The following is a 25,296-nucleotide window of genomic DNA, read 5'->3' as shown; positions in this document are numbered from 1 at the left end:
TTACTACCTCGTCGAGCCGAAAGGAACCACCATGACCCGACGCCTGCTCGGTGGCGTGCTCGCGGCGGTGGCCGCGTTCGCCCTGGTCACCGCCCCTGAGGCGAGCGCCGCGACCACCACGTTCTCCGGCACGGTGGCGCTGTCCAACTGCTCCGGCTCGGTCGTCAAACCGGCCGGCACGCCGGACACGGCACCCGCACTCGTACTTTCCAACGGTCACTGCCTGGAGTCGGGTTTTCCCGCTCCCGGCGAGGTCATCATCGGTCAGCGATCCACTCGGACCTTCAGCCTTCTGTCGTCGGACGGCAAAAGTTCACTCGGGACGCTGAAGGCCAAGAAGGTCGTGTACGCGACCATGACCGACACCGACGTGTCGCTCTACCAACTCGACACCACCTACGCCCAGATCAAGCAGAAGTACCGGGTCTCGCCGCTCGAGCTCGTCTCGGCGCACCCGACCGCGGGCACGCACATCGACGTGGTCTCGGGCTACTGGAAGACCATCTCCTCCTGCTCGATCGACGGGTTCGTGAACGAGCTGCACGAGAACGGCTGGGTGTGGAAGGACTCGATCCGCTACACGCCCGAGTGCAAGACCGTCGGCGGCACGTCCGGCTCCCCGATCGTCGAGACCGCGACCGGCAAGGTCATCGGCGTGAACAACACGTCGAACGACGACGGCCAGCGCTGCACGCTCGACAACCCGTGCGAGGTCGACGGGTCCGGGAACGTGACCGTGCATCCCGGTACCAAGTACGGCGAGGAGACGTTCGGTATTCCCGCGTGTCTGACGACGGCGAGCGAAATCGACCTCAACCGGGCTGGTTGCACACTGCCGAAGCCCTAACCGACTGCTTCCAGGACGTCACCCAGCAAATACTGAAGGGGACTCCCGCCGCCTCCGCCGCGGCGTGAGTCCCCTTCAGTGCGTTCGGGCCGCGTTTCCTCGCGGAGCTCGGGCAGCTCGGGCCACGCGTCCTCCGCGCCCGCGGGCGCCTCGCCGATGAGCTCCAGCAGCCCGTCGAGCTTGCGCCGCCCGGTCAACCGCGCGGCGGGCTCCTCGGCCTTCGGCCCCAGCAACCGCGCGTGGACGCCCAGTGGCGCCAGCGCGGCCAGCAGATCGTCGTGCAGGTGCGGCGCCAGCGGATCCATGCCGAGCAGGTAGCCCGACGGCCCCTGCCGCCCCGCCGCCAGGGCCCACATGCGCAGCATCGCGCCGCTCAACCGGAAGCCTTCGGGCAGCGCTTTGCCCGAATCGTCTTCGGACGGACCCGAGCACCCCTGGCGCAGCCACTGCACGGACAGCGGAAGGAGGTCGACCCGGAACGACGTGCGCACCTGCGGCCGCCCGCACTCCCTCACCGCCACCTGCGCGTCGGCCCCACGCCGACGGCACTCACGCGCCAGCACCCGGGCGCGCCACTGCTCGTCGACGTTCACGGACAGCCGCGCTGCCGTGCGCCCGAAGCCGGTGATCTGTCCTTGGCAGCACAGCAGGCCGGCCAGGTCCGCAAGCCCCGGGCCGCTCGCCTCCGCCGAGAACAGCGAGATCGTCCGATCCACGCGGATCATGATAGAACACAAGTTCGATCGGACGCGAGGGTTACGCGGCGGATTTTCGCCGATCGAGCGATCATGCCGCCGCGCGGTCGTCGCCGGCGCGGGGAGCGGCGACCACGGCGACCAGCAGAGCGGCAGCGGCCACGAGGAACACCGCAGGCAGCGTGAGCAGGCCGAAGATCGCGATCCCGAGCGAGCCGCCGATCTGGCGCGCGAAGGTGAGTGTGGCCATCCCGGCGCCGAGGATGTCCGTTGGTGCCCACGACTGCGCCAGCAACGTGTAGGTCTGCATGGACAGCCCGAGCGCGGCACCGCTGCACGCGAGCCCCACGACGACGGCGACCAACCTCGTCGGGCCGGACTGGAGGAGCGGGAGTGCCGCAGTGGCAAGGAGTCCGGCCACGCCGAGGACCAGCCCGAACCGACCCCACACCGTGACACGTGGCCATCGGCGGGCGAGCAGCGCGAACCCGGTGGTCACCAGCACCTGCCCGATGCTCATCGGCATGAGCAGCAGCCCCGTGGCCGCCGGACGCGCGACGCCAATGGCCAGTGGGACGTAGGTGAAGCTGCCGAACAGCGCCACGCCGGTCAGGAAGGTGACGGCGACAACCCTCGCGAGGCGGGCGTCGGCGAACAGCCGCGGCGGGACCAATGGCGCGGCCGCACGCCGTTCGACCTGCACGAAGGCGACCGTCGCGGCTAGTGCGACGACCACCAGCACGGGCGCCCACCCCGGCGCCGCACTGCTGCCGAGCACGACGACACAGCCACCGACGACCGCGACCAGAACCGCGCCCGTCCAGTCGAACCGGATTCGGCCCGCGCGCCACGTGCCCGGCACCGAACGCACCCCGAGAAACAGAGCCACGACGCAGATCGGCAGGTTGATCAGAAAGATCGACCACCAGCCCGCGACAGCCACCAACAGGCCGCCCAGCGGAGCACCACCGATCGACGACAACGCGAACACGGCTGTCAGCCAGCCTTGCCGCCGCACCAGCTCGTCTCGGTCGAACAGCTCCGCCATCGCGGCCACCGCGGCCACGATCAGCCCGCTCCCACCCAGCCCCTGCACCGCGCGAAACACGATCAACGCGGCCAGATTCGGCGCCAAGGCGCACGCCACCGACCCGACGGCGAACGCTGTTACCGAGCCGACGAACATGCGCCGCCGCCCCCAACGGTCACCGAGGCTGCCGTGCACCGGCGTGGCGACCGCGACCGCCAGCAGGTACGCCGCCGTCACCCCGCCCACCGCACCCGGATCGCCCAGGTCAACGCCGATGGACGGCAGCGCCGCGACCACCACGCTGGTATCGAGCGAAGCCATCAGCAGCCCCAGCACGAGCGCGGCGAAGGCGGCGTCACGACCGCGGAGAAGTACATGCATATCGCACACGTTATGCATGCGGATCGCACACAGTCAAGGTAGGGTGGAGGCCGTGACGCCACCCCTCACCGAAGCCGGCCCCGCGTTGTTCCGCCTGGTCAGGCACTGGTCCCGGCGCTGGACCCTGCGCACGTCGACCGAGCTCACAGGCGAGATGCGCCACGTGCAGCACATCCTCGCGGTCGAGGCCGTCGACACGGGCAGCGAGCACACCGATGAGGTGACCGTCGCGACCGTCGCGCACCACCTCGGGCTCGACCACTCCGGCGCCAGCCGCATGGTCCGCGACGCGACCGCCGCCGGCTACCTCACCCGCGGCACCTCGGGCCAGGACCGGCGTCGCGCGTCGCTGCAGCTCACCGGCACCGGGCGCGAACTGCTCAAGGCCTCGCACCAATGGCAGCGCAGAACGTTCAACGACCTCACCGCCACCTGGTCGGCCACCGACCGGCAACGCTTCGCCGGCTACCTGATCCGGCTCACGAGCGAGCTCGACGCGGAGAGCTAGCGAACCCCGTCACCGCCGGGCTTCGCCGGAGCTCACCCACAGCTGGCACGAGGTCCTCGCCACGCCGCTCGGTGGCTCCGCATGACGTTCAACGCCCTCACCGCCACCTCGGCAGCGGTGGTTCGCCGCGCTCCCTCGTTCGCCTGACCGAAAATTCCGTCAGCGCCACGCACTCGTCGCCAGGCGCATGGTCCGCCGCGAACGCAGCCGGTGACGCCTCACGACACCTCTGGCCCGGGTCGGCGGCGCGCGTCGCCGGAGCTGACCAACAGCCGACCGGAGCTGCTCGACGTGTCGCGCCGGTGGCAGCGGCGGAAGATCGACGAGCTCACGGCCACCTAGGCAGCAGCTGACCGCCAACTACCCGTCTGTCTCGCCGAAGCACCCCGTCAGCGCGGTGCCGGCGGTACCACGAGCTGCTGGCAGTCCGGCGCCCGCTTCCCCGCGGCCGAGAGCTCCGGCGTCGCGTTGAGGCCTTGGAGGACGTTGAGGGCGGCGACGTCGTCGAGGGTGGCCCGGGCGTCGCCGAGGGCGGTTTTGGTGGCGGAGGCGTCGGTGGCCGTGTCGAGGCGTTCGCGAACGGTGTCGGCGCGCGAGCGGACGGAGGTGAACTGCTTGAGCAGGTCGCCGCGTGCCTGGTCGTCGCCGGGGAGGGGCGGCGGGCCGACGCGGTCGAGGCCGTCGACGGTCTGGTCGATGCCGTCGACGACGGACGACAGGAGGCGGCTCGACGTGCGGGACGCCTGTTCGGGCGAGCTCGGGTCGATCTCGGGCAGGTTCGCGAGCGTGCGCACGAGGTGGGTGACCGCCGAGCAATAGCCGTCCGCCCATCTCGCGGCCGGATCGGCCTCGCTGGAGGTGTCCGCCTGCCCACCGCTGTGGGTCTGCGACACCGGCGGCTGCTGCCCGCAGGCGGCAAGGCCGACCCCGAGTGCCGTGACCAGCGCGGCTAGAACGGTCGACCGCGGCCGCACCGCGACACCTCCTGCCCGTCGACGTCCAGGTGCCCCCGACCGTACCGATCCGAGAATCATTCGCAAGTCACCCACCGGAGTGCGGGAAGAATTCCCGACACGCCGGGGCCCGGCACGCGAGCAGCGCGCCGGGCCCCGGACGGTGTTCGAACGGCGGATCAGGCCTTCGCCTCCGCCGGAGCGTTTTCGATGACCGTGCCGCGCCGCTTGGACACGACGATCGCCGCGACGATGACCGCGACCGCGACGACCGCGATCACGATGCGCCACGTGGTGTTGGCGCCGCCGCCGAGCGTGAGGCTGACGACCGCCGGCGCGATCAGCACGGAGACCAGGTTCATCACCTTGATCAGCGGGTTGATGGCCGGGCCCGCGGTGTCCTTGAACGGGTCACCGACGGTGTCACCGATGATGGTGGCCTCGTGCCCGGCCGAGCCCTTGCCGCCGTGGTTGCCGTCTTCGACGAGCTTCTTGGCGTTGTCCCAGGCACCACCGGAGTTGGCGAGGAAGATCGCCATCAGGGTGCCGGTGGCGATCGCACCGGCCAGGTAGCCGGCGAGAGCGCCCGTGCCGAGGCCGAAGCCCACGGCGATCGGGGCGAACACCGCGAGCAGACCCGGCGTGGCGAGTTCACGCAGCGAGTCGCGCGTGACGATGTCCACGACCTTGCCGTACTCGGGCCGCGTGGTGCCCTCCATGATCCCGGCGATCTCGCGGAACTGGCGGCGCACTTCCTGCACCACCGCGCCGGCCGCACGCGAAACCGCGTTGACGGCGAGACCCGAGAACAGGAACACGACGGCCGCGCCGACGATCACGCCGACCAGTGTGGACGGGTTCACGATGTTGGCGATGAAGTCGCCGGTGCCACCGACCGCCTTCGTGATCGCGTCCGAATAGGACCCGAACAGCGCCGTGGCCGCGAGGACCGCCGTGGCGATCGCGATGCCCTTGGTGATGGCCTTGGTGGTGTTGCCCACCGCGTCCAGCTCGGTCAGGATCTGCGCGGCCTTCTCGTCGACGTCGCCCGACATCTCGGCGATGCCCTGCGCGTTGTCGGAGACCGGGCCGAAGGTGTCCATCGCGACGATGACGCCGACGGTGGTCAGCAGGCCGGTGCCGGCGAGCGCGACGGCGAACAGCGCGACGCCGCCGCCCAGCAGGTACGCACCGAACACGGCGGCACCGATCACGAGTGCGGTGTACACGGCGGACTCGAAACCGACCGAAATGCCGGAGAGGATCACCGTGGCGGCACCGGTTTCCGACGTCTTGGCGACGTCCTGCACCGGCTTGTGCTCGGTGCCGGTGTAGTAACCCGTGAGCTTCAGGATGACCGCGGCGAGCACGATGCCGATGATCACGGCGACGGTCGCGATGACCGCCGGGTTGCCGGTGTTGCCCGCGAACGCCGTGCCGAACTCGGAGAAGCTGCTCGGCAGGTAGACGAACGCCGCGACGGCCGAGAGCACCGCGGAAATCACCGCGGAGATGTAGAACGAGCGGTTGATCGTGACGAGACCACCCTCGCCCGCACGCGCCTTCGTGATGTACACGCCGATGACGGCGGTGATGACACCGATGGCCGGCACGATGAGCGGGAAGATCAGGCCGCTGGAACCGAAGGCGGAGCTGCCCAGGATCAGCGCGGCGACCAGCATGACCGCGTAGGACTCGAAGAGGTCCGCCGCCATGCCGGCGCAGTCGCCCACGTTGTCACCGACGTTGTCGGCGATCGTCGCGGCGTTGCGCGGGTCGTCCTCGGGAATTCCCTGCTCGACCTTGCCGACCAGGTCCGCGCCGACGTCGGCGGCCTTCGTGAAGATGCCGCCGCCGACACGCATGAACATCGCGATCAACGCGGCGCCGAACCCGAAGCCCTCCAACACCTTCGGGGCCTGGCCCGTGTAGACGAGCACGACGATCGCGGCACCGAACAGACCGAGGCCGACGGTGATCATGCCGACCACGCCACCGGTGCGGAACGCCACGCGCATCGCGATCTCGCGGCCACCCTCTTCACGCGCGGCAGCCGCCACACGCAGGTTCGCCTGCGTCGCGAGCCACATGCCGAGGTAGCCGATGGTGAACGAGAACACCGCGCCGACGAGGAAGAAGATCGAGCGACCGATGCGCTCGTTCCAGTCGTCGGCGGGTAGCGCGAACAGCAGCAGGAACACGATTACGCCGAAGATGGCGAGGGTGTTGCGCTGCCGCTTCAGGTATGCGGCCGCACCTTCCTGCACCGCCTTGGCGATGTCCTGCATCTTGGCGGTGCCCTGGCCCGCGGCCAGCACCTCCCTGAGCAGCACGTAACCGATGACAAGTGCGGCAAGGGCGACCACGGCGACCACACCGACGATGGTGTAGCCACCCCCGGTGAGCGTGAGACCGCCCTCCGCGAGGAACTGCCGGGACATTCGTCCTCCTGGGAACGCCGTTGGCCAATGCGGACTCGTCGTACCCGGCGTGCCTGCACTGGCATGGATCTGTTTCGAGCGACACGCTAGCCGTGCGGGCAATGCACGTCTCACATGACGATCGCCACAGAGGGTGTGGATTGCGGGAGTGTATTGGTAGTGCTCAGCGGGCCTGCAACGCGTCCCGGTGACGGCACGTTCCGTGACCTTGTGTGATTGCTCACTTGATCGATCTCGCACCGGTTCTGTCGGTGCCCTGTGCGACGCTTCGGCACGTGGTTGAGCGAGGACGGAGGCTGCTGGGCCGGGTCACGGCCGGGGTCCCGATGAACGAGAACCCGGTCACGCACGTGGCCGAGCTTCCCGCGCGTGCGGCGGGTTTCGCGGCGTGGCCGGAGTGGGCCGCGCCGTCGGTCGTGTCGGCGTTCGCGGGCTCCGGAGTGGAGACTCCCTGGAAACACCAGGTCGAGGCGGCTTCGCTGGCTCACGAGGGGTCCCATGTGGTGGTGTCGACGGGCACCGCGTCGGGGAAGTCGTTGGCGTACCAGCTGCCGGTGCTGTCCTCACTGGCCACGGGCTCCGCGGCCACCGCGTTGTACCTCTCGCCCACCAAGGCACTGGGCGCTGACCAGCTGCGTTCGGTGTCCTCTTTGGACGTCCCGGCGGTGCGGGCGGCGTCGTACGACGGCGACACCCCGATGACCGAGCGCGACTGGGTGCGCGCGCACGCGAACTGGGTGTTCACGAACCCGGACATGCTCCACCGCGGGATCCTGTCTTCGCATTCGCGGTGGACCCGGTTTTTCAAGAACCTGGCCTATGTGGTGGTCGACGAGTGCCACAGCTACCGCGGCGTGTTCGGTTCGCACGTCGCGCTGCTGCTGCGCCGGCTGCGGCGGGTGGCCGCGCACTACGGGGCGTCGCCGGTGTTCGTGCTGGCGTCGGCGACCACGGCTTCGCCGGCGGAGTTCGCTTCGCGGCTGACGGGGCTTCCGTGCGCGGCCGTCACCGAGGACGCTTCGCCGCGGGGCGCGCGGACGGTCGCGTTGTGGGAGCCCCCGCTGCTCGACGAGCTGACGGGCGAGAACGGCGCGCCGGTGCGACGTTCGGCGGGTGTCGAGACGGCGCGAATCCTCACGGACCTGGTGGTGGAGGGCGCGCGTTCGCTGGCTTTCGTGCGCTCACGCCGTGGGGCGGAGCTCACGGCATTGGGCGCGCGGCGACTGTTGTCCGAAGTGGACCCGGCGTTGGCGGAAACCGTTGCCGCGTACCGATCTGGCTTCTTACCCGAGGAGCGTCGGGCGCTGGAGGCCGCTTTGCTGTCCGGCCGGTTGTTGGGAGTGGCGACCACCAACGCGCTGGAGCTCGGCGTCGACATCGCGGGCCTCGACGCCGTGGTGCTCGCCGGCTACCCGGGCACGCTGGCGTCGTTCTGGCAGCAGGCTGGACGCGCGGGCCGCGCGGGAGACGAGGCCCTGGTCGTGTTCGTGGCGCGCGACGATCCACTCGACACCTACCTCGTGCACCACCCGGCGGCCCTGCTGGAGCGTCCAGTGGAGACGGCCGTGCTGGACCCGACGAACCCCTATGTGCTCGGGCCGCAGCTCGCGTGCGCTGTGGCGGAGCTGCCGTTGACCGAACCGGAGCTGGAAACGTTCGGCGGTCCGGCCGCGCGCGCGGTGCTCGCGGACCTGGCGGAGGAGAAGCTGCTGCGCCGCCGTTCCAGCGGCTGGTACTGGACCGCTCGCGAACGCCCCCACGCGGAAGTCGGCATCCGCGGCTCGGGCGGCGACCAGATCGCGGTGGTGGAGGCGGATTCCGGCCGCATGCTCGGCACGGTCGACCCAGGGTCGGCTTGCTACGCCGTGCACCCGGGTGCGGTGTACCTGCACCAGGGTTCGTCGTACGTCGTCGACGAACTCGACCTCGAGACCGGCCTCGCCCTCGTGCACGCCGAGGACCCGGACTGGCACACGTCGCCGCGGGAGGTCGTGGACATCTCGGTGCTGTCCACGCAGGAACAGTGCTCCCACGGCGGTGTCACGGTGTGCCTGGGCGAGGTGGCGGTGACGTCGCAGGTCGTCGGCTACCTGCGCCGCCGGCCGTCGGGTGAGGTCCTGGACCACACCCCGCTGGACCTGCCGGAACAAAGCCTGCACACACGCGCCGTCTGGTACACGGTGACGAGCGACTTGCTCGGCCCTGCGCATCGGGTGGGGACCGGGGGTGTTCTTGGCGCGGCTCGGGCGAGGGCCGTCGCGCCGGCGGGGACCGAAGGCACTCGGGTCGAGACCGGGGCCGTGGAGCCGGCGGGGACCGAAGGCACTCCTGGCGACGCCGCGACAGCGACCGTCGCGCCGGCGGGGACCGGGGGCACTCTTGGCGCGGCTCGGGCCGGGGCCGTCGCGCAGGCGGGGACCGGCGGCGTCGAGCCATCGGGGACCGAAAGTGCTCCTGGCGACGCCGCGACAGCGACCGTCGCGCCGGCGGGGACCGGGGGCACTCGGGTCGGGGCCGAGAGCGTGGAGTCGGTGGGGACCGGGGGTGCTCTGGGCGAAGCCGCGCCAGCAGCTGTCGTGTCGGTGGGGACCGGGGGTGCTCGGGTCGGGGCCGAGGGTGGGGCGCCGGTGGGGACCGGGGGTGCTGGCAGAGCACCGGGGGGCGCCGGATTGGTTCCGGCGCGCGTCCCCGGTGCCCTGCATGCCGCCGAGCACGCGGCGATCGGCCTGCTACCGCTGTTCGCTACGTGCGACCGCTGGGACATCGGCGGGGTGTCTACCGCGTGGCACGAGGACACCGGGGAGGCGACGGTGTTCGTGCACGATGGGCATCCCGGGGGTGCGGGATTTGCCGACCGCGGTTATGCCGCGATTGTCCCGTGGTTGGCCGCAACGCGGGAGGCGATCGTCTCCTGCGAGTGCCCGACGGGCTGCCCGTCCTGCGTTCAGTCGCCGAAGTGCGGGAACGGCAACGAACCGCTGGACAAGGCAGGGGCGGTGGCCGTACTGGATACCGTGTTTGGGGCTTTGCGTCAGCACGGGGAGCAGTGCGGCCACGGTGGTGCGTGAAATCTCTTCAGTTGTCGACGCTGCTTGCCGGGGTCGAACCGGTCAGGCAGCGGTGGTCTCCGCGAGCAGCGGGGCGTGCTCGTCGGCGAGGGCGCGCATGAGCACGTCGTGCACCTCGGCCGGGTCGGGCAGCTGCCAGCCGCACACCTCGGGCTTCACGCGCCAGTGCACGACACCGTGCTGGAACGGCGACGGCGGCAGCGGGATGTAGCTGCCGGCACCGTGCCACTGCACGGACGCCTGCTCGGCGAGCTCGGCCGGGATGTGGTCGGCGGGCGTGGTGAGGAACAGCCAGCGACGATTGGGCATCGCGACGATCGGCGCGGGGTGGCCGAGGGCACGCAGCAGGCGGGCGGCGCGCTTGCCGAGCTCGTCGTCGACCTCGATGGCGTCGACGACCGTGCCCGTGGCCACGAGCAGGCTGTGGGTGCGGCCGGAGAACCAGGTGGCGACCTCGTGGGCGTGGGTGCCGACCAGCTCGCGCCAGTCGTCCCGCTCCGGCACCGGCCGGCGCCACGTGAGGTCGTCGCCCTCACCGGTGATCGGCGCCGGGGTCGCCCCCGGGAGCACCGGCCAGCCGCGCCAGGCGAGGCCGATCGCCTCCGCACGAAGTTCGATGCGGAAGGCGCTCCGCCAGCTGTCCGGCCAATTCGCGTCCAACATTGCTTTCCTGCCTTCAAGGTCCGGTTTCGCGCCACCCGGGTCGGGGCCGTTGGTGGCGCACGTCTCACTAAACGGCAATTTGCACGTTGCGCGGAAGAGCCGCGCGACAACCGGTGGTTACTGGGCGATGAACGCCCGGTGGTCCACCGCTCGGCCGATAACGGACAGCCGATGATCGGCCGTTGAGCCCCCGCTGAGGCCCCTGAGCACGCGGGTTGACACTTTCACCGCCCTTCGCGGCCGCTGTGGCGCATCACGTCGTTTAGGCCGCTGACCAGCTGTTTTAACCGCTCGCCGTGCGTCAGCTACCGCTGCTCGTGGCTGTTCACCGCTCGTCGAGACAGTGCGTCTGATTGCTCCGGCGATGATCAACACCGGGCGCCACTCGTCGTAACGGCGGGTGGACGAGCGGTGGCGGGCGTCACTCCGGAAGGTCGACGGGGCCGGCCCGGGCCCGCGCCGAGGGCGGCGGCCACCCGGGGACAGGCGGGCTCGCCGCTCGCACTTCGACGAGAGCGTCGCGCTCGTGCCAACCGCAGGCGATGACGACCGCGCCCTCGTGGTCGGCCACCTCGCGAGCACGGTCGCAGGCCCGGGCGGGCCCGTCGGCGGCGTGGGCGGCCGCGGCCAGCGCGCCGAGATCAGCGGCGGCTTCCACTCGGTGCCGGGCTGCCACGGCCGCGCCGAGCCAGCAGCCCGCCGCGGCGAGGCCGACGAGCGCGGCGATCACGATGGCCGTCCACACAGTGGCGACGCCGTCGTCGTTGCCCTTCATTGCTGCACTCCGGGTTCGGCGACGGCGTAGGCGCTGGCGTCCAGGTGGAAGCCGGTGAGCGTGTCGGTGGTGACCTCGGCGGTGATGCCGTCGCCGGACCGGCGGATGGTGAGGCGCGCGCCGCGGGGCGCGATCGTCTGCACGACGGCCTCGGCCGCACCGGGCTGTCCGGCGGCGGCCAGGCGCGCGGCTTCGCGGGCGGCGTCGAGGCACCGGATGTGCCCGAGCACCGCGGCGAGGCCGGCGAGCAGCAGAGCCACCACGGCCGTGAGCGCGCCCAGCGAAAGGGCGGCTTCGACCGTGACCATGCCGCCGTCCCGGCGACGGCCGGCCATCAGGTCGCCACCGTGAGGGCCCGCTGCACGAGACCCGACAGCGCCGTGCTGATCGAGTCGCCGCTGAGCAGCACGAACAGCGCGAGCGCGAACGCCGCGGCGGCTACTGTGCCGATGGCGTACTCCGCCGTAGTGGTGCCCTCGTCGCCGGGGAGGAAGTGCATGGTCGGTCCTTTCTGTCCATTGTGGATTCATCTACAACACGCTCCCGATCCGCTCGGCCAGGCCGAGCACCACCGGCAGCACGCCGAGCACGAAGAACGCGGGGAGGAAACAGAGCCCCACCGGCAATGCCAGCGCGACCCCGGCCCGTTCCGCGCGTTCCTCGGCCTCGACGCCGATCCCGTCGCGAAGGCGCCGGGAGACTTCGTCGGCCGTCGCGGCGAGCGCGGCGCCGGACCGGGCCGTACGGGTCGCGGCGACTGACAACTCCTCGAATCCGGGCCGGGTTTTGAGCTGGGCCCAGGCTTCGGCCGGTGCCGCGCCGAGGGCGAGGAGGTTGGCGGTGGCTTTCATGGCGATCGACGTGTGCTCGGGCGCGGTGGCGCTGACGGCTTCCAGGGCCGTCGGCACCGGCAGGCCCGTGCGGAGGCAGGCGCCGAGGAGGTCGAGGGTGGCGGCGGAGTTCAGGCGTTCGGTGACGTCGTCGCGGGGTTTGGGCCGGCGGGAGCGGCGGAGGAGCCACCAGGCTGTTGCTCCCGCCAGTGCGCCACTCGTAATTCCGGCGACTACGGCTACCGATGCTCCGGCCATTGCGGCGGCGAGAGCGTGTCTCGTGCGGAGGCTCGGGAGTGTCGGTCGCCACGTGGTTGGTGGCGCGAGGCTCCGCGGCTTCGGCGCGCTGGGCCAGACGAGGAGCGCGACGGCGGCGAGCGCGTACGGCGTCATCGGACCTCCCGGCGGCCGGTGAGCGCGCGGGACCACGCGGTGCCCGCCCAGAGCAGTGCGGCGCCCGCCACCAGGAACAGCTGCCCGAGGACGGTCTGGGTGAGCACGGTCAGCGGCTCGGCGCCGATGGCCTGTCCCATGGCGAGGCAGAGGACGGGCAGCCCAGTCAGCACGGTCGCGCTCATCCGCGGGCCGGCCATCTTGGCGTGTAACCGCCGGGCGAACATCGTCGCGACGTCGACGTCGCGGCGAGTGGCGTCGAGGGTGTCGGCGATGGGGAGACCGTGCCTGCGGGCGAGGGTCCAGGCCGCGGCGAGTTCCGGGAGTTCCGGGGATTCGAGTGCGCCGTCGAGTCTTGCGGCGGTGGCCAGGTTCGTGAGTTCGCCGGCCAGAGCGGGGACGGCTTCGGCGGCCGCTTCCGCCGCGAGTACCGGATGAGCACCGGCCCGCAGCTCGCCGACCATCGTGCGGAGGGCGGCCGAAGACTGCTCGGCTCGGGCGAGCCCCGCGGAGGTTTCCCTTCTGCTGCGCCATTCCTGCCTTGCCGCGACGGTGATCAACGCGGTCGCCACTGCGGCTCCGACTCCGGCGAGTGGAAAGGCGAGGAGCGTCGGCAGCACCCAGATGGCTTGGCGCGGCGGCGTGGGGATGGTGAGCCGTCGCCGCGGTGGTGTCAGCAGCCGGGTCGGCAGGGTCGGCCAGGCGAGGAGGGCCGTGCCGAAGCAGAGGAACGGCCAGGCGGTGATCACGGGCCGACCTCCTCGGAAAGGGAGGATCGGGTCACGCGCGAGGGACGCACCAGGAACGCCGGGTGGGTGTGAAAAGGGCAGTGAGTCCTCATGGCGTCTCCTCCTCGGCGATGAAGGAACGAATCGCGACTGAGAGGGTCGGCCCCTCGACGATGCCGCTGCGGCGCCGACAGCGGCATGGACTGCCGGTTCGCGCCCGGTTGGCCTCGCGCCGCCGGGACGCCTCAGCAGGGCAACAGTCGGTTCCAGCCTCGGCACGAGAAGCGGCGGAAGGGAAGTCCTGAGGCAGTACGGCAAGGCGATTTCGGGCCGCGCGACAAAGAGCGGACCGCGTGTGAATGGTGCGGTAGGCAATCACGCGGTCGTCTCCTCGAAGAGGGGGCGGTAGGGAGTCCAGTGGCCGTCGCGCCAGATGGGGGTGGTGTGGGTAGTCGCGGTGGTGCGGTGGAGGGTCGCGATTTCGGTGAGGCGGCGGGCGCCGGTGGGGTCGCGACGGAGGTGGAGGACGACGCGGATGGCGGCGGCCAGCTGGCTGTGGAGGGCGTCGCCGGTGAGGCCGCCCAGGGAGGCGAGCGCTTCGAGGCGCGCGGGGACCTCGGAGGGTGAGTTGGCGTGGAGGGTGCAGGCGCCGCCGTCGTGGCCGGTGTTGAGGGCGTTGAGCAGGGAGCAGACTTCGGCGCCGCGGACTTCGCCGACCACCAGGCGGTCGGGGCGCATGCGCAGCGCCTGGCGGACGAGCTCGGGCAGCTCGACGGCGCCGGCGCCTTCGACATTGGCCGGGCGCGCGACGAGGCTGACGAACTGCGGGTGCGCAGGGCGGAGCTCGCCGGCGTCCTCGACACAGATGATGCGTTCGCGCGGGCTGACCTCGGCGAGGAGTGCACTGAGGAGGGTCGTCTTGCCGGCGCCGGTACCGCCGGTGACCAGGAACGCGAGGCGGCGCGTGATGATCGAGCGGAGGATGTCGGCGCCTTCTTCGTTGACGACGCCGAGTGCGGTCAGGGTGTCGAGCGTGTGCGTCGCGGGGCGGAGGACGCGCAGGGACAGGCAGGTGCCGTGGGGCGCGATCGGCGGCAGGACGGCGTGGACGCGGACGTGCCCGCCCGGGACGGGGAGCCAACCGTCCACATAGGGCTGCGCGTCGTCGAGGCGCCGGCCCGCCGCGAGGGCGAGGCGCTGCGCCAGCCGGCGGACGGCTTCTTCGTCGGCGAAGCGGACGTCGGTGCGGGTCAGGCCGGAGTCGCCGTCGGTCCAGGTCTGGTCGGGCGCCGTGACGAGAACGTCGGTGACGGTGGGGTCCTCCAGGAGCGGCGCGAGCGGACCCGCGCCGACGAACTCATCGTGGGCCTGGCGGACGGCGTCGAGGACCGCGTCGTGGCTGAGGGTGCCGCCGGCTTCCGCGCGCACGGCCTCCGCGACGGCGACGGGGTCCGCGAGGCGGCTCTCACCGGCAAGCCGGTTGCGGACACGCTCGACGAATTCGGTGGTCATGTCGGTGGCTTCGGATGAGTGGGCATGGCTGGGCTCCAGAGGCGACGCACGATGGATGGTTTGGCGGTAAAGGGAAAGGACAAGGACCACGCGAATCTGCCGAGTGCAGGTGAGCGATGTCTGGCGCAGTGGGCGGGGGCCGACCGAAACGAACGACGACGTACTTCTCTCGGCAGCTCGGGCTACGGCCCGCACCACAGCGGGCGCCTCAATCGGACGGCACGGTCACGGCACGAGCGCCAAGGCGGAGGCGAACCGAGGGCGGACTTCGGAAATGGCGTCGGCCGACCACGCCGCCGCCTACGGAGTATTCGACGGATCCCGGCAACGTCGGCCCCATCTCAAGCCGCCGTGGGGAGGGCGGCCGACGATGGGTGGAGTTCGGCCAGGACCGCGCGCGCCGCGGTGACCAGGGCGCCCTTGGGTGGGAGGTCGAACTCGCCCGTTTCGAGGGTGGCGGCGACGCGGCGTTCGGGTGGCAAGGTGGCGAGCAGGGGTGGGCCGAGGAGCGCCGTGGTGCGGGAAGGGGGTGCGCCGGCGTGGGGGTGTCCACTTGCGACGATGGCGAGGCGGTCGGCGTGGGGCCGGAGGAGGTCGAGGACCTGCCGCGCGGCCATGCAGGCGCGGAATTCGACCGGGACGACCAAGACCACCAAGTCGGCGAGAGAGGCGACGGCCAAAGCGCCCTCGTCGAGGTGGCGGGGCAGGTCGCAGACGACGGTGCGGCCCGAGCGGCGGCCGGCGGTGACCACGGCGGAAAGGGCGCGCGGGTCGGGGCCGGGGCCGGTGCGGCCGCAGGCCAGCACGGGCAGGGTGCCGCGGCGAGGTAGGGCGTCGACCAGAGACGGCAGCGAGACGCGGCCCGACAACCGGACGTCGGGCCAGCGGTGGCCGGGCGTGTTTTCCAAGCCCAGTGGGAGATCCAGGCCGCCGCCCAAGGGATCGCAATCGACGAGCAGCGCAGGGCCGGCGCGGTCGGCTTGGACGGCCGTGGCGGCGGCGAGCACGGAAGCGCCCGCGCCGCCGCGGCCGCCGAGGAAGGCGAGAACCGGGCCGGGGTGTTCGGCGGGGGCGTCGGCGACGTCGGCCAAAGCCACTGTCAGGTCTGATTCGTCGTCGGGCAGGCACAGGACGCGGCGGGCGCCGACGAGGGCCGCGCGGCGCCAGGACTCGACGCCCACCGCTCCTTTCGACACCACCAAGACGCCGTCGCGACGGGGTAAGTGCAGGTCGTCGGCGGAGTCCTCGTCGATCACGACCAGCGGTGCCCGCGTCCAGCGTGGACGCGCGGCCACGAGATCCGGTGCGCGGTCGAGCTCGCAGCCGGCCACCGCGGCGACGCGCAGGATCTCGTCGAGCACCGCGCCGTCGGCGGCGACGACAAGTGGACGTGCGGTTCTCATGAAGCCCTCCCCCTTGCGGAGCGAACCCGGGCCACGTGGACCGGGTCCCACCAAGATCACCCGGCCCGGACGCGACGGCAATGGCCAACCGCGCAACCTGTGGACAACCCGTGGCTTGTGGACAACTCCCGCCCGAAACGGCTCGGCGCGAAGTTCCGGTCGGATCGATGAGGCACAATGCACGACCAGCCGCGACCCCGGAACCGGGGAATTCCAGGCAATCTCGTAATTGCCACGAAAAACATCCTGGTGATCCGCGAACACGGAGGAAAAAATGCACTACCCGGGAAAAGAGGGCGGCCCTCGCCAGGGGGGAGGGACGAGGGCCGCCGTGGGTTCAGCCCCGGGGGGTCGGACTGAACCGGCCCGGTTGGACACCGGGTTCCCACACTGTAACTCCCCCGGACACCGGTTGGCGCCGCAAGCGACACCTACGATTCGGTAACGGCATCCAAAGCCGGATGCACTGTGCTGTCATGGATTTTCCGCCGAGCGGGCGCGCCGGTGTTCGATCAACGCGAGGACGCGGGCGCCGCTTCTCCTATCCTGATCACGTGGCCGAACCCAGCACCGCGCCGCCGCGCGAATCCCACCCCGAAGAACCCGGGCGAGCCGTCGCCGCGTTCTTCGATCTCGACAAGACCATCATCGTTTGTTCCAGCGCGCTGGCGTTCAGCAAACCATTACTCAGAGAAGGGCTGATCAACCGCCGAGCCGCTTTACGTAGCGCGTACGCACAACTCGTCTTCTCCCTCGCGGGCGCCGACGCCGACAAGACCGAACGCATGCGCGCGGAGGTCTCGAAGCTCTGCGCCGGCTGGGATGTCGCCCAGGTTTCCGCGATCGTGCAGGAAACGCTTCACGACGTGGTGGACCCCCTCGTGTACGTCGAGGCCACCGATCTCATCAACCGCCACCTCGCAGACGGCCACGACGTCGTCGTCCTCTCCGCCACCGGTGAAGAGGTCGCCGCACCCGTCGCCGCGATGCTCGGCGCCACGCGTTGCGTCGCCACGCGCATGGAGATCGCCGACGGGCGCTACACCGGCGAAGTCGCCTTCTACTGCTACGGCGACAACAAAGCCGTCGCCGCGAAGCAGCTCTCCGCGACGTACGGGTACGACCTCGCCGAGTGCTTCGCCTACACCGATTCGAGCACCGACATCCCGCTCCTGGAGACCGTCGGCCACCCGCACGCGGTGAACCCCGACAAGCTCCTGCGGCGCGAAGCCGGCGAACGCGGCTGGCCGATCCTCGCGTTCGAACGCCCGATGTCCCTGCGCAGCCGGATCCCCGCCCGGTCCGCGGGCATGGTCGCGCTCGGTGTGGGCGCCTTCGCGGCGGGCGCCACCTGGTACAGCCTGGTTCGTCGCCGACGGTTCCGAACGCCCCCGCGCTAGGCACCCACACGGCGGTACCGCGACCCATTTTCTCAAGCGTAGAGCGGAATCGGCCGTTGCTCAGGGTATGTGCATCACCGGATCGAGCCTCTTTTACCGGTGCACCCGTCCACACTCTTGAAGTGACCGGGCTCACGGCGTAGAAAGTAGGTGCGGACGTTGAGCCGGCCAGGGCAGAGGTAGAAGAGAAGCCTCTGTCACCCCGGGCAACCTCCGTGCGCGGACTCCGGGTACCCACGCGCAGCGCGCCGCGGGAGGCTCGTCGTCTAGGGACTGCGTACCGGGACGCCGGACGCCGAGTCCATGAAGGTACGACCAGAGTTGCACGCTTGGTCGCCCGAGATGTTCCGCGCTTGCAGGCGGCGCCCGCCGGCTTCGGCCGACGGGCGCCGCCAGCGTTTCCGCCACTGTGTCTGTGTTTCCACCACTGTGTCTTTCGCACAGCATGCCCAGGTGAAACCCCACGTTCCTGCGCTCGGCCGATGGACAACGCCCAAGCCGGTGAGTAGCTTCCCGATACCGGCGCCGCCAGGTGGACTTCTCACCACCCGCGGCGCACGACACTGGGAGGCCCTTTCGTGACGACCCGACTCGCGCGCACGCGCCCGCGGAGGATCCATGCACTCGCCGTCCCCCTCGCGGGGCTCCTCGCCGTCGCCGGAATCGGCGCGACCGCTTCAGGCGGCACACCGGACGCGAAAGGGATGACCTCCCTCGACGCCGCCGCCCAGCAGGCGCTCCACGGCCTCAGCCTCGAGGAAAAAGTCGGGCAGCTGTTCGTCACCTGGGTGAACGGCAAGTCCGCCGATGAGGTAAACCCCAAGAACCAGACGGACTTCGGCGTCGACACGCCCGCCGAGGTCGTTCGCAAGTACCATCTCGGCGGCGTCATCTACTTCAACAACGACACCCGCGACAACTTCGACACCCCGACCCAGGTCGCGAAGCTCTCCAACGGCCTGCAGCAGGCCGCGATCTCCAGTGGCGCCCACATCCCGTTGCAGATCGGCACCGACCAGGAGGGCGGCACCGTCACCCGGATGGGCGCTCCGGCCACGGAGTTCCCCAACTCCATGGCCATCGCCGCCGGCCGCAGCACCGACAGCGCGACGCAGGCGGCCACGATCATCGGCCACGAACTGCGCGCCGTCGGCATCAACCAGGACTTCGCGCCCGACTCGGATGTGAACTCCAACCCGGCCAACCCGGTGATCGGCGTGCGCTCGTTCGCCGGCCGGCCGGGGCTCGCGAGCCAGTTCGTGACGGCCGAGGTCAAGGGCTACCAGAACTCCGGCCCGTCCTTCGAAACCGTTTCCTCCACGGCAAAACACTTCCCCGGCCACGGCGACGCCGCCACCGACAGCCACACCGGCCTGCCACGCATCGACCGCACCGAGGACGAGTGGCGCAAGATCGACGTGCCGCCGTTCAAGGCCGCCATCGCCGCGGGCATCGACTCGATCATGAGCGCCCACATCCAGTTCCCGAGCCTCGACCCGTCGGGTGAGCCGGCCACGCTGTCGAAGCCGATCATCACCGGCAAGCTGCGCAACGAGCTGGGTTACAACGGTGTGGTGATCACCGACGCGCTGGAGATGCAGGGCGTGCGCGAGATCCACAGCGACGCCGAAATCCCTGTGCTGGCACTGAAGGCCGGCATCGACCAGCTGCTCATGCCGGTGCACCTCGACCTCGCGATCAACTCCGTGATCTCCGCCGTGAAGTCCGGCGACCTGCCGATGCAGCGGATCGACCAGAGCGTGCTGCGGGTGCTCAAGCTGAAGCTCAAGCGCGGCATCCTCACCGCGCCGTTCGACAACCCGGCGCTCGTCGGGAAGAAGGTCGGCACGCCGGCGCACCTCGCCACCGCGCAGGGCATCGCCGACCGCTCGATCACCGCGATCGCCAACGACGCGGGCGTGCTGCCGCTCAAGCAGAAGCCCGCCACCGCGCTCGTCACCGGCTGGGGCGTGGCCAGCACGCAGACGCTCGCCAACCGCCTCACCGCCCACGGCACCCAGGCGACCGCGCTGCAGACCGGGCAAACCCCGTCGGACGACCTCATCGCCCAGGCCGCCGCGGCCGCCGCGAAGACCGACCTCGTGGTAGTGCTCACGAACAACCTCGGCGGATTTCCCTTGCAGAACAAGCTTTTGCAGGCGTTGATGGACACCGGCAAGCCCGTGGTCGCCGTCGCCGCGCAGATCCCGTACGACGCCGGGTACGCCAACCCCGTTCCCACGTGGCTCGCGACCTACGGCTACATCACACCGTCGCTCGAGGCGCTCGCGAAGGTCGTGCTCGGCGAGACGAAGCCGAGCGGCAAGCTGCCCGTCGACGTCCCGGCGGGCGCCGACGTGAACACCGTCAAGTACCCCTTCGGACATGGGCTGAGCTGGTGAACGTCAACCGCAGGAAGTTCCTCGCCGTCCCCGCGCTCGCCGTCCCGGTGCTCGCGGGCGGCTCGGCCGTCGCGCAAGCAGCACCGGCAGCGCAACCGAGCCACCACCAAAAAGTGCTCACCGGCGCCGAACAACTCGCCGCCCAACACTGGCGCCCGCTCGCCGGCCGCAAGCTCGGCGTGCTGTCCAACCCGACCGGCGTGCTCGCGAGCGGCGACCACATCGTCGACGACATGGTCGCCGCCGGGGTCCGCCCCGTCGCCGCCTTCGGCCCCGAACACGGCTTCCGCGGCAGCGCGCAGGCCGGCGGTTCCGAAGGCGACTACACGGATCCACGCACCGGCATCCCCGTGTACGACGCGTACGGCGCCGACGCGGTGAAGCTCGCGACACTGTTCACCAAGGCCGGCCTCGACACCGTCGTGTTCGACATCGCCGACGTCGGCGCCCGCTTCTACACCTACATCTGGTCGCTCTACACGGCGATGGTCGCGGCGGCGAAGGTCGGCGCGGCGTTCGTGGTGCTCGATCGGCCGAACCCGATCGGCGGCCGCCTCGCCGGCCCGGTGCTCGACCCTAAGTTCGCCTCCGGCGTCGGCCGCAAGCCGATCGCGCAGCAGCACGGCATGACCGTCGGCGAGCTGGCGCGGCTGTTCAACACCGAGTTCCTGCCCGGCGAAGGCGTGAAGCCGGCGAAGCTGGACGTCGTCGAGGTCCGCGGCTGGCGGCGAGACATGCTCTTCGCCGAAACCGGTCTCGACTGGGTCATGCCGAGCCCGAACATGCCGACGCCGCACACCGCGATCGTCTACCCCGGCACCTGTCTGTTCGAAGGCACGCTCTTCGCGGAGGGCCGCGGCACCACGCGCCCGTTCGAGATCATCGGCGCGCCGGGTGTCGACTGGCACTGGCGCGACAAGCTCGAAGCGCTCGACCTGCCCGGCGCGCGCTTCCGCGAGACGTACTTCGTGCCGACGTTCAGCAAGTTCGTGAACGAGACTTGCGGCGGCGTGCAGCTCACCGTCACTGATCCGAAGGCCTTCGACGCGATCACCACCGCCGTCGCGATGCTCGTGACCGCGAAGCAGGTCGCGCCGCAAACGTTCGACTGGCGGCCCGACCACGCCATCGACTTGCTGTCGGGTTCCGACCGGCTGCGCACCATGATCGACGCCGGCGGAGGGGTCGACGAGGTCACCGGCGCCTGGCGCGCCGAGCTCGCCGCCTTCGACCGCAAGCGCCGGCCCTACCTGATCTATCGCTGAGGAGAGCGGTCATGCGTGCTAGGAAGGTGCTCGCCGCGACGAGCATGGCGATGGCCGTGCTGGTCGCAACCACGTCCATCGCAGGAGCCGCCGCCATCGCCACCACGACGCAGCACGACCCGCTCGCCGGGCGCTTCGACGTGGTGCGACACGGCTTCGCGGCGCCGTCGACGACGTTGCGTGAAGGCAAGCCGTCCGACGTCGGGCTCGACGGCGGGCCCATCAAGTCCGCCGAGCAGTTCCTGGCGAGCTGGACGCAGCCCGACGCGTCCGGCCACCCGCACTTCTCCGGCGCCGTCGGCCTGCTCGCCCACGACGGCGTGGTCGTCGACCGCTACGCCGTCGGCGGGGCACTGAGGTATGCCGACGCCGCGGGCACCGAGCTGCCGAATGACCAGCAGGTCCCGATGCGGAACGACACGATCTTCGACATGGCGTCGATCTCGAAGCTGTTCACCTCGATCGCTGCGCTGCAGCTGGTGGAGCAGGGCAAGCTCGACGTCAACGCACCCGTCGTGCGCTACCTGCCCGAGTTCGGCGTGAACGGCAAGCAGGCCGTGACGATCGAGCAGCTGCTCACGCACACGTCCGGCTTCGACGCCGACCCCGTGCCCTCGCTGTGGCAGGGCTACCCCGACATCCCGTCGCGCCGCAAGGCCGTGCTCGACAGCCCGCTGAAGAACGCGCCGGGCACGACGTACCTCTACTCCGACCTCAACATGCTCACCCTCGGCTTCGTCATCGAGAAGCTCACCGGGCAGACGCTCGACAAGGTGGTGCACGACCGCATCACCGCGCCGCTGGGCATGGTCGACACCGGCTACAACCCGCCCGCGTCGAAGCTGAACCGCGTCGCCGCGACCGAGTACGAGGCCGACCCGCCGCGCGGGCTCGTGCGCGGCCAGGTGCACGACGAGAACGCGTGGTCCCTCGGCGGCGTCGCCGGGCACGCCGGCGTGTTCTCCACCGCGAGCGACCTGGCGATCCTCTGCCAGACGATCCTCAACGGCGGCACCTACCGGGGCAAGCGCATCCTGCGTCCGGACACCGTCGAGACGATGCTGACCAACTACAACCAGCGCTTCCCCGACGACGCCCATGGCCTCGGGTTCGAGCTCGACCAGCCCTGGTACATGGGTGCCCTTTCCTCACCGGTGACGGCGGGCCACACCGGATTCACCGGGACGACGCTGGTCATCGACCCGGAATCGCGGTCGTTCGCGTTGTTGCTGACCAACCGAGTGCACCCGAGTCGTAACTGGGGCTCCATCAACACGGCCCGCGAGGTCTGGGCCAGTTCGCTGGCCCAAGCCATGGCTGTGAAGCCCGTTCAGGGCCGGGACGCGTGGTTCGCGGGCCTCGGCGACAAGTCGACGGCTACGCTGAGTACGCAGCCCTTGACATCGCGATCCGGCGGCCCGCTACAGGTCTCCTTCTACGCCTTTGTGGATACGGAAGGTCCGACTGATCCACTTCAGCTGGAATCGTCCTCGGACGGCGTTTATTGGCAACCAGTCGCCGTTCATGCAAACGGAGCAGGCGCACCCCCCGGACAGGTGACGTCGCTCTCAGGTCACGGACACCGTGCCTGGTGGCGCGTGACGGCAGAAGTACCGGCCTCGAGCGTTACGACACTGCGCTGGCGTTACAACACCGACGCGAGTTACACCGGACGCGGAGTTTCCGTCGACGGTGTGAAAGTCACCGAACGCGGCCGGACAGTTCTCGATGGTGAGCGGAATCCGTCGGCACTCACCGCGACCGGGTGGATTTTGAGCGCTCGGTGACCGGGGTGTCGCGCAGCGCCGAACTGGCCCTCCCACTCAGCGATCCGAAGCCTTTTGCGGGGCGACACTAAGTTGCCAAGTCGTTAGCTTGAGCTCGTTAACAAGGTCGACCTGGTTAGCGACTTTCTGGTCAACGATTAATCGCAAAACGAAGTCCGCAGACACGGACGGGTTGCGATCCTGCCGAAGGATGTGGGTAGCCTTGTCGCAAATGCCAACGGTTAGTAACTTTCCGACGGTCGACGATGCCGATTCCGTAACCATCCCGGCACCGTCCGAGCAAACCCCAGCTCAGGCCACTGTGCGTGACGCCGATGCGAGCCCGCTGGTCCGCATCCGCTCGCTGCTGCCCGGGCTCGCCCGCGCCGAGCAGCGCGTGGCGAAGGTCGTGCTGGAAGACCCCGCGTCGGTGGCGCGCCGGAGCATCACCGAGGTCGCCCTCGCCGCCAGCACCAGTGAGACCACGGTGACGCGGTTCTGCAAGGCCGTCGGCGTCGGCGGGTACCCGCAGCTGCGCATCGCGCTGGCCGCGGACACCGCGCGCACCGAAGCCAGAACCACGCGCAACCTCGGTGGCGAGATCGCTCCGGACGACGACCTCGCGGCCGTGATCGGCAAGGTCAGCTTCGCCGACGCACGCGCCGTCGAGGAGACGGCCGACCAGCTCGACGTCGCGACCATGCAGCGCGTGATCGACCTCGTGGCCGAGGCCGGCCGCGTGGACGTCTACGGCGTGGGCGCGAGCGCGTTCGTGGCCGCCGACCTGCAGCAGAAGCTGCACCGCATCGGCCGCGTGAGCTTCTCGTGGTCCGACACGCACATCATGCTCACCTCGGCCGCGGTGCTCAGCCCCGGCGACGTCGCCATCGGCGTCTCCCACACGGGCGCGACCACCGACACCGTGGAGGCGCTGCGCGTCGCCCGCGAGCACGGCGCGGTCACCGTCGCCGTCACGAACTTCCCGCGTTCGCCGATCACGGAGGTCGCCGACCACGTGCTCACCACGGCCGCACGGGAAACCACCTTCCGTTCCGGGGCCACGGCGAGCCGCATCGCGCAGCTCACCGTGATCGACTGCCTGTTCATCGGGGTCGCGCAGCGGCACATGGACGCCTCCGTCAGCGCGCTGGACGCGACGAGGGACGCGGTCGGCTCGCACCGGCTCGGGGTCAGGCCCGACGGTCGCCGCCGTCCGCGGGAAACCGGTAAGTGAACCGAGAAACGAGGCGCATGATGTCCGTCCCCACGCAGGCGGTACACGTCGATTCGCCGACCGAGCAGCGCAACCCCCGCACGGTGGACATCGACCTGATGTCCACCATGGGGATCCTCAGCGCCATCAACGCCGAGGACCGCCGGGTGCCCGACGCGGTGGCCGCGGTGCTGCCCCAGCTGGCGCGCGCGGTCGACTACGCCGTGGAAGCCCTGCGGGGCGGCGGCCGCGTGCACTACGTCGGGGCGGGCACGTCGGGCCGCCTGGCGACGCTGGACGCGGCCGAGCTCGTGCCGACGTTCAACGTGCCGCCGGACCTCTTCGTCGCGCACCACGCGGGCGGCGAGAAGGCCCTGCGGCAGGCGGTGGAGAACGCCGAGGACGACGACGAGGCCGGCGCGGCCGAGCTCGCTGCTGTGGTGCAGCCGGGCGACTTCGTGCTCGGCCTCGCCGCCTCCGGGCGCACGCCGTTCGTGCTCGGCGCGCTCGAGGCGTCGAGCCGCCTCGGCGCGCACACGGGGCTGGTCTCGGCCAACCCGCGCGCGTCGAAGCCGGCCGGCGTCGACGCGCTCATCGCCGTGGCCACCGGCCCGGAGGTGATCGCCGGCTCGACCCGGATGAAGGCGGGCACGGCGCAGAAGCTGATCCTCACGGCGTTCTCCACGGCCACGATGATCAAGCTGGGGAAGACCTACTCGAACCTGATGGTCAGCATGCGGGCCACGAACGCGAAGCTGCGCGGCCGCACGATCCGCATCCTGCAGGAAGCCACGGGCCTGACCATGGCCGACTGCTCCGACGCCCTCACCGAGGCCGGCGGCGACCTCAAGACGGCCCTCGTGCACCTGCTGTCGGGCTCCGACGTCGAGCACTCCGCGGCGGCGTTGGAAGCCAACAGCGGGCACGTGCGCAAGGCCTTGGACTCGCTGCACCTTCGCGCAAGCTGAGTCTTTGGCCTCGGCTCCGCCGAGGCGTGCGAGCTCGCGTGGTGGTCGGCCAAAA

The 25,296-nt window shown here is 70.5% G+C and carries 22 protein-coding genes; 10 read left to right on the top strand and 12 right to left on the bottom strand.

All coding sequences use genetic code 11. The features are described from left to right. Positions 1 to 31: 31 nt before the first annotated feature. Entirely contained in the window at positions 32 to 847 is an 816-nt protein-coding gene (locus AB0M56_RS03290) for a serine protease (protein WP_364170525.1), read from the top strand. Here the strand turns inward: AB0M56_RS03290 and AB0M56_RS03285 are convergent. Both AB0M56_RS03285 and AB0M56_RS03280 read right to left on the bottom strand, forming a co-directional pair. After that, entirely contained in the window at positions 844 to 1,563 is a 720-nt protein-coding gene (locus AB0M56_RS03285) for a hypothetical protein (RefSeq protein WP_364170522.1), read from the bottom strand. The genes AB0M56_RS03290 and AB0M56_RS03285 overlap by 4 nt on opposite strands. A gap of 70 nt (positions 1,564 to 1,633) precedes the next feature. Further along, the gene (locus tag AB0M56_RS03280; protein WP_364170519.1) at positions 1,634 to 2,953 is read right to left on the bottom strand and encodes an MFS transporter; all 1,320 of its coding nucleotides are present in this window, start codon (positions 2,951 to 2,953) and stop codon (positions 1,634 to 1,636) included. 52 nt (positions 2,954 to 3,005) lie between these two features. On the opposite strand from AB0M56_RS03280, the gene AB0M56_RS03275 reads away from it, so the two are divergent. Continuing rightward, a complete protein-coding gene (locus tag AB0M56_RS03275; protein WP_364170516.1) occupies positions 3,006 to 3,461 on the top strand; it encodes a MarR family winged helix-turn-helix transcriptional regulator in 456 nt (151 codons plus the stop codon). A 210-nt stretch (positions 3,462 to 3,671) separates the two neighbouring features. Continuing rightward, on the top strand, positions 3,672 to 3,803 hold the full coding sequence (locus AB0M56_RS03270; protein WP_364170513.1) for a hypothetical protein: 132 nt from the start codon (positions 3,672 to 3,674) through the stop codon (positions 3,801 to 3,803). Positions 3,804 to 3,850: 47 nt separating this feature from the next. Here AB0M56_RS03270 and AB0M56_RS03265 read toward each other — a convergent pair whose 3' ends face one another. Further along, complete coding sequence (locus AB0M56_RS03265) at positions 3,851 to 4,435, bottom strand: hypothetical protein (protein ID WP_364170510.1); 585 nt, start codon at positions 4,433 to 4,435, stop codon at positions 3,851 to 3,853. A gap of 158 nt (positions 4,436 to 4,593) precedes the next feature. Continuing rightward, positions 4,594 to 6,855: a sodium-translocating pyrophosphatase gene (locus AB0M56_RS03260; RefSeq protein ID WP_364170507.1), complete on the bottom strand. Its 2,262-nt coding sequence runs from the start codon at positions 6,853 to 6,855 to the stop codon at positions 4,594 to 4,596. A 326-nt stretch (positions 6,856 to 7,181) separates the two neighbouring features. Here AB0M56_RS03260 and AB0M56_RS03255 point away from each other — a divergent pair, with 326 nt between their 5' ends. Further along, positions 7,182 to 9,923, top strand: a complete 2,742-nt coding sequence (locus tag AB0M56_RS03255; protein WP_364170743.1) for a DEAD/DEAH box helicase — start codon at positions 7,182 to 7,184, stop codon at positions 9,921 to 9,923. Between the two features lie 42 nt (positions 9,924 to 9,965). On the opposite strand, the gene AB0M56_RS03250 is transcribed toward AB0M56_RS03255, so the two are convergent. The 8 genes from AB0M56_RS03250 to ssd all read right to left on the bottom strand — a co-directional run bounded on the left by AB0M56_RS03250 (position 9,966) and on the right by ssd (position 16,227). Continuing rightward, positions 9,966 to 10,586, bottom strand: a complete 621-nt coding sequence (locus AB0M56_RS03250) for a bifunctional DNA primase/polymerase (protein WP_364170504.1) — start codon at positions 10,584 to 10,586, stop codon at positions 9,966 to 9,968. A 421-nt stretch (positions 10,587 to 11,007) separates the two neighbouring features. Next, the gene (locus AB0M56_RS03245; protein ID WP_364170502.1) at positions 11,008 to 11,361 is read right to left on the bottom strand and encodes an Rv3654c family TadE-like protein; all 354 of its coding nucleotides are present in this window, start codon (positions 11,359 to 11,361) and stop codon (positions 11,008 to 11,010) included. Then, positions 11,358 to 11,696 (bottom strand): TadE family type IV pilus minor pilin, encoded by a 339-nt coding sequence (locus AB0M56_RS03240; RefSeq protein WP_364170499.1) that lies wholly within the window; start codon positions 11,694 to 11,696, stop codon positions 11,358 to 11,360. Before AB0M56_RS03240 ends, AB0M56_RS03245 begins: the two co-directional genes overlap by 4 nt. After that, entirely contained in the window at positions 11,696 to 11,860 is a 165-nt protein-coding gene (locus AB0M56_RS03235) for a DUF4244 domain-containing protein (RefSeq protein WP_220244842.1), read from the bottom strand. The genes AB0M56_RS03240 and AB0M56_RS03235 overlap by 1 nt, the downstream gene beginning before the upstream one ends. A gap of 31 nt (positions 11,861 to 11,891) precedes the next feature. Then, positions 11,892 to 12,449: a type II secretion system F family protein gene (locus AB0M56_RS03230; RefSeq protein WP_364170496.1), complete on the bottom strand. Its 558-nt coding sequence runs from the start codon at positions 12,447 to 12,449 to the stop codon at positions 11,892 to 11,894. A gap of 131 nt (positions 12,450 to 12,580) precedes the next feature. After that, positions 12,581 to 13,333, bottom strand: a complete 753-nt coding sequence (locus tag AB0M56_RS03225) for a type II secretion system F family protein (RefSeq protein ID WP_364170493.1) — start codon at positions 13,331 to 13,333, stop codon at positions 12,581 to 12,583. A gap of 354 nt (positions 13,334 to 13,687) precedes the next feature. Next, positions 13,688 to 14,824 (bottom strand): TadA family conjugal transfer-associated ATPase, encoded by a 1,137-nt coding sequence (locus AB0M56_RS03220; RefSeq protein WP_354867560.1) that lies wholly within the window; start codon positions 14,822 to 14,824, stop codon positions 13,688 to 13,690. Between the two features lie 341 nt (positions 14,825 to 15,165). Further along, entirely contained in the window at positions 15,166 to 16,227 is a 1,062-nt protein-coding gene (gene ssd / locus AB0M56_RS03215; protein ID WP_364170490.1) for a septum site-determining protein Ssd, read from the bottom strand. A 554-nt stretch (positions 16,228 to 16,781) separates the two neighbouring features. On the opposite strand from ssd, the gene AB0M56_RS03210 reads away from it, so the two are divergent. The 6 genes from AB0M56_RS03210 (at position 16,782) to murQ (ending at position 25,241) form a co-directional block, all read left to right on the top strand. Continuing rightward, complete coding sequence (locus AB0M56_RS03210) at positions 16,782 to 17,627, top strand: HAD-IB family hydrolase (protein ID WP_364170487.1); 846 nt, start codon at positions 16,782 to 16,784, stop codon at positions 17,625 to 17,627. 578 nt (positions 17,628 to 18,205) lie between these two features. Then, positions 18,206 to 20,029: a glycoside hydrolase family 3 N-terminal domain-containing protein gene (locus tag AB0M56_RS03205; protein WP_364170484.1), complete on the top strand. Its 1,824-nt coding sequence runs from the start codon at positions 18,206 to 18,208 to the stop codon at positions 20,027 to 20,029. Then, positions 20,026 to 21,294 (top strand): DUF1343 domain-containing protein, encoded by a 1,269-nt coding sequence (locus tag AB0M56_RS03200; RefSeq protein ID WP_364170481.1) that lies wholly within the window; start codon positions 20,026 to 20,028, stop codon positions 21,292 to 21,294. The genes AB0M56_RS03205 and AB0M56_RS03200 overlap by 4 nt, the downstream gene beginning before the upstream one ends. 11 nt (positions 21,295 to 21,305) lie before the next feature. After that, positions 21,306 to 23,081, top strand: a complete 1,776-nt coding sequence (locus AB0M56_RS03195) for a serine hydrolase domain-containing protein (protein WP_364170479.1) — start codon at positions 21,306 to 21,308, stop codon at positions 23,079 to 23,081. Between the two features lie 211 nt (positions 23,082 to 23,292). Then, positions 23,293 to 24,294, top strand: a complete 1,002-nt coding sequence (locus AB0M56_RS03190; protein WP_364170476.1) for a MurR/RpiR family transcriptional regulator — start codon at positions 23,293 to 23,295, stop codon at positions 24,292 to 24,294. A gap of 17 nt (positions 24,295 to 24,311) precedes the next feature. Beyond that, positions 24,312 to 25,241 (top strand): N-acetylmuramic acid 6-phosphate etherase, encoded by a 930-nt coding sequence (gene murQ, locus AB0M56_RS03185; RefSeq protein WP_364170473.1) that lies wholly within the window; start codon positions 24,312 to 24,314, stop codon positions 25,239 to 25,241. The last annotated feature ends 55 nt before the right edge of the window (positions 25,242 to 25,296 follow it).

The sequence above is a fragment of the Amycolatopsis sp. NPDC051372 genome, assembly GCF_040682095.1.
Classification (GTDB): domain Bacteria; phylum Actinomycetota; class Actinomycetes; order Mycobacteriales; family Pseudonocardiaceae; genus Amycolatopsis.
Note: the sequence above shows the minus strand (reverse complement) of the source record. Positions and strands in the feature narration are given on the sequence as shown.